7 protein-coding genes are annotated in these 6,691 nt (G+C 70.1%); 4 read left to right on the top strand and 3 right to left on the bottom strand.

Annotation, left to right across the window (positions count from 1 at the left end; translation table 11 throughout):
- The first annotated feature begins 487 nt into the window (after positions 1 to 487).
- Positions 488 to 1,108 carry a bifunctional 4-hydroxy-2-oxoglutarate aldolase/2-dehydro-3-deoxy-phosphogluconate aldolase gene (eda, locus tag ACYVE7_RS26580; RefSeq protein WP_460368273.1) on the top strand — a complete coding sequence of 207 codons (621 nt, stop codon included), beginning with the start codon at positions 488 to 490 and terminating at the stop codon, positions 1,106 to 1,108.
- A 60-nt stretch (positions 1,109 to 1,168) separates the two neighbouring features.
- Here the strand turns inward: eda and ACYVE7_RS26575 are convergent, their stop codons facing one another.
- Both ACYVE7_RS26575 and ACYVE7_RS26570 read right to left on the bottom strand, forming a co-directional pair.
- Positions 1,169 to 1,672, bottom strand: coding sequence for a DUF1707 SHOCT-like domain-containing protein (locus ACYVE7_RS26575; RefSeq protein ID WP_460368272.1), 504 nt, complete (start codon positions 1,670 to 1,672; stop codon positions 1,169 to 1,171).
- Complete coding sequence (locus ACYVE7_RS26570) at positions 1,669 to 2,241, bottom strand: PadR family transcriptional regulator (protein WP_460368270.1); 573 nt, start codon at positions 2,239 to 2,241, stop codon at positions 1,669 to 1,671. Before ACYVE7_RS26570 ends, ACYVE7_RS26575 begins: the two co-directional genes overlap by 4 nt.
- Positions 2,242 to 2,542: 301 nt before the next feature.
- Here ACYVE7_RS26570 and acnA point away from each other — a divergent pair, with 301 nt between their 5' ends.
- Together acnA and ACYVE7_RS26560 are read left to right on the top strand one after the other, a co-directional pair.
- Positions 2,543 to 5,260, top strand: a complete 2,718-nt coding sequence (acnA, locus tag ACYVE7_RS26565; RefSeq protein WP_460368269.1) for an aconitate hydratase AcnA — start codon at positions 2,543 to 2,545, stop codon at positions 5,258 to 5,260.
- Between the two features lie 81 nt (positions 5,261 to 5,341).
- Positions 5,342 to 5,647 (top strand): hypothetical protein, encoded by a 306-nt coding sequence (locus tag ACYVE7_RS26560; protein ID WP_460368268.1) that lies wholly within the window; start codon positions 5,342 to 5,344, stop codon positions 5,645 to 5,647.
- 24 nt (positions 5,648 to 5,671) lie between these two features.
- Here ACYVE7_RS26560 and rnhA read toward each other — a convergent pair whose 3' ends face one another.
- Positions 5,672 to 6,127 carry a ribonuclease HI gene (rnhA, locus tag ACYVE7_RS26555; protein WP_460368267.1) on the bottom strand — a complete coding sequence of 152 codons (456 nt, stop codon included), beginning with the start codon at positions 6,125 to 6,127 and terminating at the stop codon, positions 5,672 to 5,674.
- A gap of 251 nt (positions 6,128 to 6,378) precedes the next feature.
- On the opposite strand from rnhA, the gene ACYVE7_RS26550 reads away from it, so the two are divergent.
- Positions 6,379 to 6,691, top strand: a 313-nt coding sequence (locus ACYVE7_RS26550) for an ASCH domain-containing protein (RefSeq protein WP_460368265.1), incomplete at its 3' end; no start/stop codon positions are given.

Raw genomic sequence — 6,691 nt, 5'->3', positions numbered from 1 at the left:
CGGGCCGGGCCCCCACGGCCCGGGAGTGGTCCGGCACCGGCCGCGACCTGTTCGGCGCCTTCCGCACCGCGGTCGGCCCCGCCGAGCAGGGCGCCCGGGTCTTCTGAGATCTTCCCGCACGGATCCGGGGGCGGAGGGGCCCGAAGGTTCCGTGCGGGCGGTAACCGTCCCGCGCGGCGGTCACGAAGGGCGGAGGGGCCTGGAGTGGCCACTGCGCGGGGTGTGGTTTCCCGTGCGGCGGGGCACGGGGCGGAGGGGCCCCGCGCCGCGCCGCACGGGGAGTGACGCTGGACGCCTCGCGCGTCCAGGGGTCCGAGCGCCCGGCCAGGCGCTCGGATCGGGACGGCCCACAGCCGTCCGGTGGGAGAAGAGCCCTGAGGGGCCGCGGCGGTACCGGTGGTGGGCCGGGAAGCCGCGGCCCCGCGGGGTGCACGCAAGCAGGCGCGGGGCCACCGGCCGAAGAATCATGTGAAAGAGGAAGAATCTGATGCGGGCTGAAGAGCTGATGGCGCTGGGCGCGGTCGTGCCGGTCGTGGTGCTCCACGACGTCGAGAGCGCGGTGCCGCTGGCCCGGGCGCTGGTCGCCGGCGGGCTGCCCGTCATCGAGGTGACCCTGCGCACCGAGGCCGCCCTGGTGTCGATCCGGCGGATCGCCGCCGAGGTCCCCGACGCGGTCGTCGGCGCCGGCACGATCGTCTCGGCGCGGACCGTGGCCGACGCGGCGGCCGCCGGCTCCCGGTTCCTGGTCAGCCCCGGCTGCACCGACGGCCTGCGCGCCGCGATGACCGACTCGGGCCTGCCGTTCCTGCCGGGCGTCGCCACCGCGTCCGAGGCGATGGCGCTGATGGAGCACGGCGTCACCGCCATGAAGTTCTTCCCCGCGAAGGCCGCGGGCGGCGCGCCCTACCTCAAGTCGCTGGGCGGCCCGCTCCCGCAGATCACCTTCTGCCCGACCGGCGGCATCACCCTCGACACGGCCCCCGACTACCTGTCGCTGCCCAACATCGGCTGTGTCGGCGGCACCTGGCTCACGCCCGACGACGCCGTCAAGGCGGGCGACTGGGCCCGTGTCGAGAAGCTCGCCGCCGAAGCGGCGGCCCTCCGCTAGCTTCCACGACGGAAAGGGCGGCCCACATCAGCAGGGCCGCCCTTTGCGCTGTTCCCGGACTCAGCGGTGGCGGCGCCGATGGACGTAGCCGAAGACCATGCCGGCGATCCACAGGACCAGCAGGACGCGGAAGCCGACCCCGATCAGCCACGGAATGTGGAAGATGAAGGAGACCGGCAGGATCACCACCAGGAAGAACAGCAGCGGGGCCTTCAGAAAGCCCGCGCCCCGGTGCGGAAGGTGGTGGCCGCGCGGCCGCGGATGCCGGGAGTGGTGCTTGTGGAGCTGGGCGGCGGTGTCCCACGGATGCGGGCCCGGCAGGTCCCGCAGGACGGCGCGGAGCTCCCCCTCGGTCTTGGCGGACAGCGTGGCGTCGAGGCGCTCCTCGAGCTCGTCGGCGTCGAGCCTGCCCTCGGCGTAGTGCTGCTGGAGCGCCTCGGTGGCGGCGGTGCGCTCGGTGTCGCCGATCCGCAGATCGGGGTCGGACGGCTGCTTGGGCAGCCACTGGTTCGCCGCCAGCCAGGCCTGCTGCCGGTAGAGGCGGCGCTGGTCGCGGGCGTTCACTCGTCCTCCTCGCCGGCGAGGATCGTGTAGAGCCGCTTGCGGGTCGCCGCGACCACACGGCGCGCCTCGGCGATCTGCTCGGGCGAGCCCGCCTGGACGACCTGGACGAGCGCCGTGCCGAGCTGCGCGGCCTCCTTGAACACCGCGCCGACGTCGCCCCAGTCGGAGTCGGCGTCGTCCGGTTCCGCCCAGGGCGCGCGCGGCGGGGTCGCCGTGACGTACGCGCGCCCGGCCTCGGTGAGGGTGAAGGTCTTCCGGCCGTCGGCCTCGTCGCCGATGATCAGGCCCTCGTCGGTGAGCTGCTGGAGCGCCGGGTAGACGGCTCCGGGGCTGGGCCGCCAGGCTCCGCCGCTGCGCTCCTCGACCGTCTGGATGATCTGGTAGCCGTTGTGCGGCCCCTCGGCGAGGAGGAACAGGATCGCCGTCCGCACGTCGCCCCGCTTGGCCTTGGGCGGCGGAGGCCCGAAGCCGAACTTGCCGAACGGCGGACGGGGACCGCCGCCGAGCCCGAACAGGAATTCAGGACCAGGACCACCGTGCTGGTGCCCCCACCCGTGTCGCCGACCCATGGTGACCTCTCTCAGATCGTTCTCGATATCTTGACGATATATCGAGAACGGTCGAAGTCAACCCCGGGTTCCCCGATTCCACAGGGGTTTCCGGGCCGCCTTCGCGGTACGGATGAGTAACTTGATGTCAAGACAAATAATGGATAGCTTGACGTCGAGAGAAATCCTGCGGAAGTTAGGCGAACCTTAGTTCGGACCGGGATTCGGACTAGGGCAGGATTGAGCCGCGCACAGTGGAAAACAACAGGTAGAGCACGCCGGGCCGATCCACAGACCCGGCGCTTGACGAGGAGGACGGACCGTGTCCGCGAACAGCTTCGGCAGCAAGAGCGAGCTGACTGTAGGCGAGAAGAGCTACGAGATTTTCCGGCTTGACGCCGTCGAGAACTCCGCGCGGCTTCCCTACAGCCTGAAGGTCCTCCTCGAGAACCTGCTGCGTACGGAAGACGGCGCGAACGTCACCGCCGACCACATCAACGCGATCGCCAACTGGGACCCCAGCGCCCAGCCGTCGCAGGAGATCCAGTTCACGCCCGCCCGCGTGATCATGCAGGACTTCACCGGCGTGCCCTGCGTCGTCGACCTCGCCACCATGCGCGAGGCCGTCCGCGACCTCGGCGGCGACGCCTCGAAGATCAACCCGCTGGCTCCGGCCGAGATGGTCATCGACCACTCCGTCATCGTCGACCACTTCGGCACCCCCGAGGCGTTCGGCCTGAACGTGGCCGTCGAGTACGAGCGGAACAACGAGCGCTACCAGTTCCTGCGCTGGGGCCAGACCGCGTTCGACGAGTTCAAGGTCGTCCCGCCCGGCACCGGCATCGTCCACCAGGTCAACATCGAGCACCTGGCGCGCGTCGTGTTCGACCGGGGCGGCGTCGCCTACCCCGACACCTGCGTCGGCACCGACTCCCACACCACGATGGAGAACGGCATCGGCGTCCTGGGCTGGGGCGTCGGCGGCATCGAGGCCGAGGCCGCGATGCTCGGCCAGCCGATCTCCATGCTGATCCCGCGGGTCGTCGGCTTCAAGCTGACCGGCCAGCTGCCCTCCGGCTGCACCGCCACCGACCTGGTCCTCACGATCACCGAGATGCTGCGCAAGCACGGCGTCGTCGGCAAGTTCGTCGAGTTCTACGGCGCCGGCGTCGCGGCCCTGCCGCTGGCCAACCGCGCCACCATCGGCAACATGAGCCCCGAGTTCGGCTCCACCTGCGCGATCTTCCCGATCGATGGCGAGACCACCAAGTACCTGCGCCTCACCGGCCGGTCCGACGAGCAGATCGCGCTCGTCGAGGCCTACGCCAAGGAGCAGGGCCTCTGGCTCGACCCGGCCGCCGAGCCCGACTTCTCCGAGCACCTCGAGCTCGACCTGGCGACGGTCGTCCCGTCGATCTCCGGGCCGAAGCGCCCGCAGGACCGCATCGAGGTCTCCAAGGCCAAGGAGACCTGGCGCCGCGACGTCCGCAACTACGTCAAGGACGCCGACGAGGCCGGCGAGGAGTCCTTCCCGGCCTCCGACTCCCCGGCCGTCCCCGGCGAGGGCGACGCCCGCCCGCACAAGAAGGTCGCCGTGACCCTCGCGGACGGCACCAGCTTCGAACTCGACCACGGCGCCGTCACCGTCGCGGCCATCACCTCCTGCACCAACACCTCCAACCCGTACGTCATGATCGGCGCGGGTCTGCTGGCGAAGAAGGCCGTCGAACTGGGCCTGACCCGCAAGCCGTGGGTGAAGACCTCCATGGCGCCCGGCTCCCAGGTCGTCACCGGCTACTACGAGCGCGCGGGCCTCACCCCCTACCTCGACAAGCTCGGCTACAACCTGGTCGGCTACGGCTGCACCACCTGCATCGGCAACACCGGCCCGCTCCAGCCGGAGATCTCCAAGGCCGTCAACGACAACGACCTGGCCGTCACCGCGGTCCTGTCCGGCAACCGCAACTTCGAGGGCCGCATCAGCCCCGACGTCAAGATGAACTACCTGGCCTCGCCGCCGCTGGTCATCGCCTACGCGCTCGCCGGCACCATGGACATCGACATCCTCAACGACCCGATCGGCGTGGGCACCGACGGCCCCGTCTACCTGCGCGACATCTGGCCGTCGCAGGAGGAGGTCGCCGCGATCGTCGAGTCGTCGATCTCGCAGGACCTGTTCGTCAAGGACTACGCCGACGTCTTCGCCGGCGACTCCCGCTGGCAGAACCTCGCCATCCCGACCGGCAACACCTTCGAGTGGGACCCCAACAGCACCTACGTGCGCAAGGCCCCCTACTTCGACGGAATGCCCGAGAACCCGGCGCCCGTCACCGACATCCACGGCGCGCGCGTCATGGCCAAGCTCGGCGACTCGGTGACCACCGACCACATCTCCCCGGCCGGCAACATCAAGGTCGGCACCCCGGCCGCCGAGTACCTCGAGGCCAACGGCGTCGCGGTCAAGGACTTCAACAGCTACGGCTCGCGCCGCGGCAACCACGAGGTCATGATCCGCGGCACGTTCGCGAACATCCGGCTCCGCAACCAGCTCCTCGACAACGTCGAGGGCGGCTACACCCGTGACTTCACCGTCGAGGGCGGCCCGCAGTCGTTCATCTACGACGCCTGCGCCAACTACCAGGCCGCCGGCATCCCGCTGGTCGTCCTGGCCGGCAAGGAGTACGGTTCCGGCTCCTCCCGCGACTGGGCGGCCAAGGGCACCGCGCTGCTGGGCGTCAAGGCCGTCATCGCCGAGTCCTACGAGCGCATCCACCGCTCCAACCTCATCGGCATGGGCGTCCTGCCGCTGCAGTTCCCCGAAGGCCAGTCGGCGGACTCGCTGGGCCTGACCGGCACCGAGACCTTCGAGATCATCGGCGTCGAGAAGCTCAACGAGGGCACCACCCCGAAGACCGTCACCGTCAAGGCCGGCGACAAGTCGTTCGAGGCCGTCGTCCGCATCGACACCCCCGGTGAGGCCGACTACTACCGCCACGGCGGCATCATGCAGTACGTGCTGCGCAGCCTCTTGGCCAAGTAGGCCGCGAGCCCCACGCGACACCACGGGCCGCCGTTCTCCCGCGAGGGGGAGCGGCGGCTTCGCGCGTCATGGGGAAGCGTCATGGGGAAGAATGGGGACATGCCGACGCTCCGCGAGACGATCGAGATGCTGACCGCGCTGGCCGACCAGTCGCCGGACGGGCTCGACACCCCCGTCGAGTTCGGGATCTGCGACGCCACCGACCTCCAGATGATCGACGAGATCGATCTGGGCATCTACCAGCGGATCAGCGTCCGGACTTCGGAAGTCGGCACCTATGTGATGTTCCGCGGCCACCACCATCCGGGCGCGGTGCCCGGCGCCCTGCTGCGCGGCGCGGCCGCCGACGTGGACGACGAGCTGCGCGACCTCACCGGCGAGCTCTGACCGGCGGGTCCCAGCCGGCGGGTTCTAGCCGGGCGCTCCGGCCTTGACCTCCTGGCAGCCCAGTGTGGCGAGCTGGTCGGCCCGCTCGTTGTCGGGGACCCCGGCGTGCCCCTTGACCCATTCCCACACGACCTCGTGCCGTGCGCAGGCCGCTTCCAGCCGCACCCACAGATCGGCGTTCTTCACCGGCTTCCTGTCGGTGGTCATCCAGCCGTTCCGCTTCCACTTCGCCATCCACTGCAGCACGCCCTGACGCACATAGGTGCTGTCGGTCACCAGCCGCACCGAGGACGGCCGAGTCAACGCCTCCAGGGCCCGGATGGCCGCCATCAGCTCCATCCGGTTGTTGGTCGTCTCCGGCTCGCCTCCGTGCATCTCCCGCACGTGCCCGCCGTACCGCAGCACCGCGCCCCACCCCCCGGCCCCGGGATTGGGCGTGCACCCGCCGTCGGTATGGATCGTCACGACCGGCTCACTCATCCCAGCACCCTAGTCCTGACCTTCGTGGAGCCGGGCCGTCCTGACTGTTGTGTTGGGAAATGTCGGGATGAATGACAACGGTGTGGTTTGTGGGGGCGTGTAACGGAGTGTGGGTGGCGGGCGTGGGAGGTTTACCTGACGGTAGGGGTTGATTAACCAGGGAGAAGCTTCATACTCCGGGCTAAGGCGGGCAGGTGACGGGAACGCGGCTGAGTCAAGATGGGTGTCAGGCGCCCTGGGGAGGTTGACGGATGCAGGCGATCAGCGTGAGGCAGCCCTACGCGTGGGCCATCGCGCGCGGGCACCGGACCCTCTCCAACCAGGAGGCGGGAACCGGATTCCGTGGAACGGTCCTCATCCATGCCTCGATGCGCGTCGATCTGGACTCCTGTGCGTTGCCGCAGGTACGGGCCGCGGGCTGGGACCCGGGCGATCCACTCGCCGCGCTGGGCGCCGTGATCGCGGTCGCCGACGTCGCCGAGGTGTGCGACGCGACGGCGGGCCGCAAGGACGCGCGATGCGACTGCGGCGTGTGGGCCAAGCCGGGGGAGTACCACTGGGGGC

It is taken from the genome of Actinocorallia lasiicapitis, assembly GCF_054778695.1.
This window is presented reverse-complemented; position numbering and strand designations above follow the sequence as displayed.

What these genes read in the sequence shown, in the direction of transcription:
- eda (WP_460368273.1), top strand. Translation starts at nt 488, where the DNA reads ATGCGGGCTGAAGAGCTGATGGCGCTGGGCGCGGTCGTGCCGGTCGTG.
- rnhA (WP_460368267.1), bottom strand. Translation starts at nt 6,127, where the DNA reads ATGAGTGAGCCGGTCGTGACGATCCATACCGACGGCGGGTGCACGCCC.
- ACYVE7_RS26560 (WP_460368268.1), top strand. Translation starts at nt 5,342, where the DNA reads ATGGGGAAGAATGGGGACATGCCGACGCTCCGCGAGACGATCGAGATG.
- ACYVE7_RS26570 (WP_460368270.1), bottom strand. Translation starts at nt 2,241, where the DNA reads ATGGGTCGGCGACACGGGTGGGGGCACCAGCACGGTGGTCCTGGTCCT.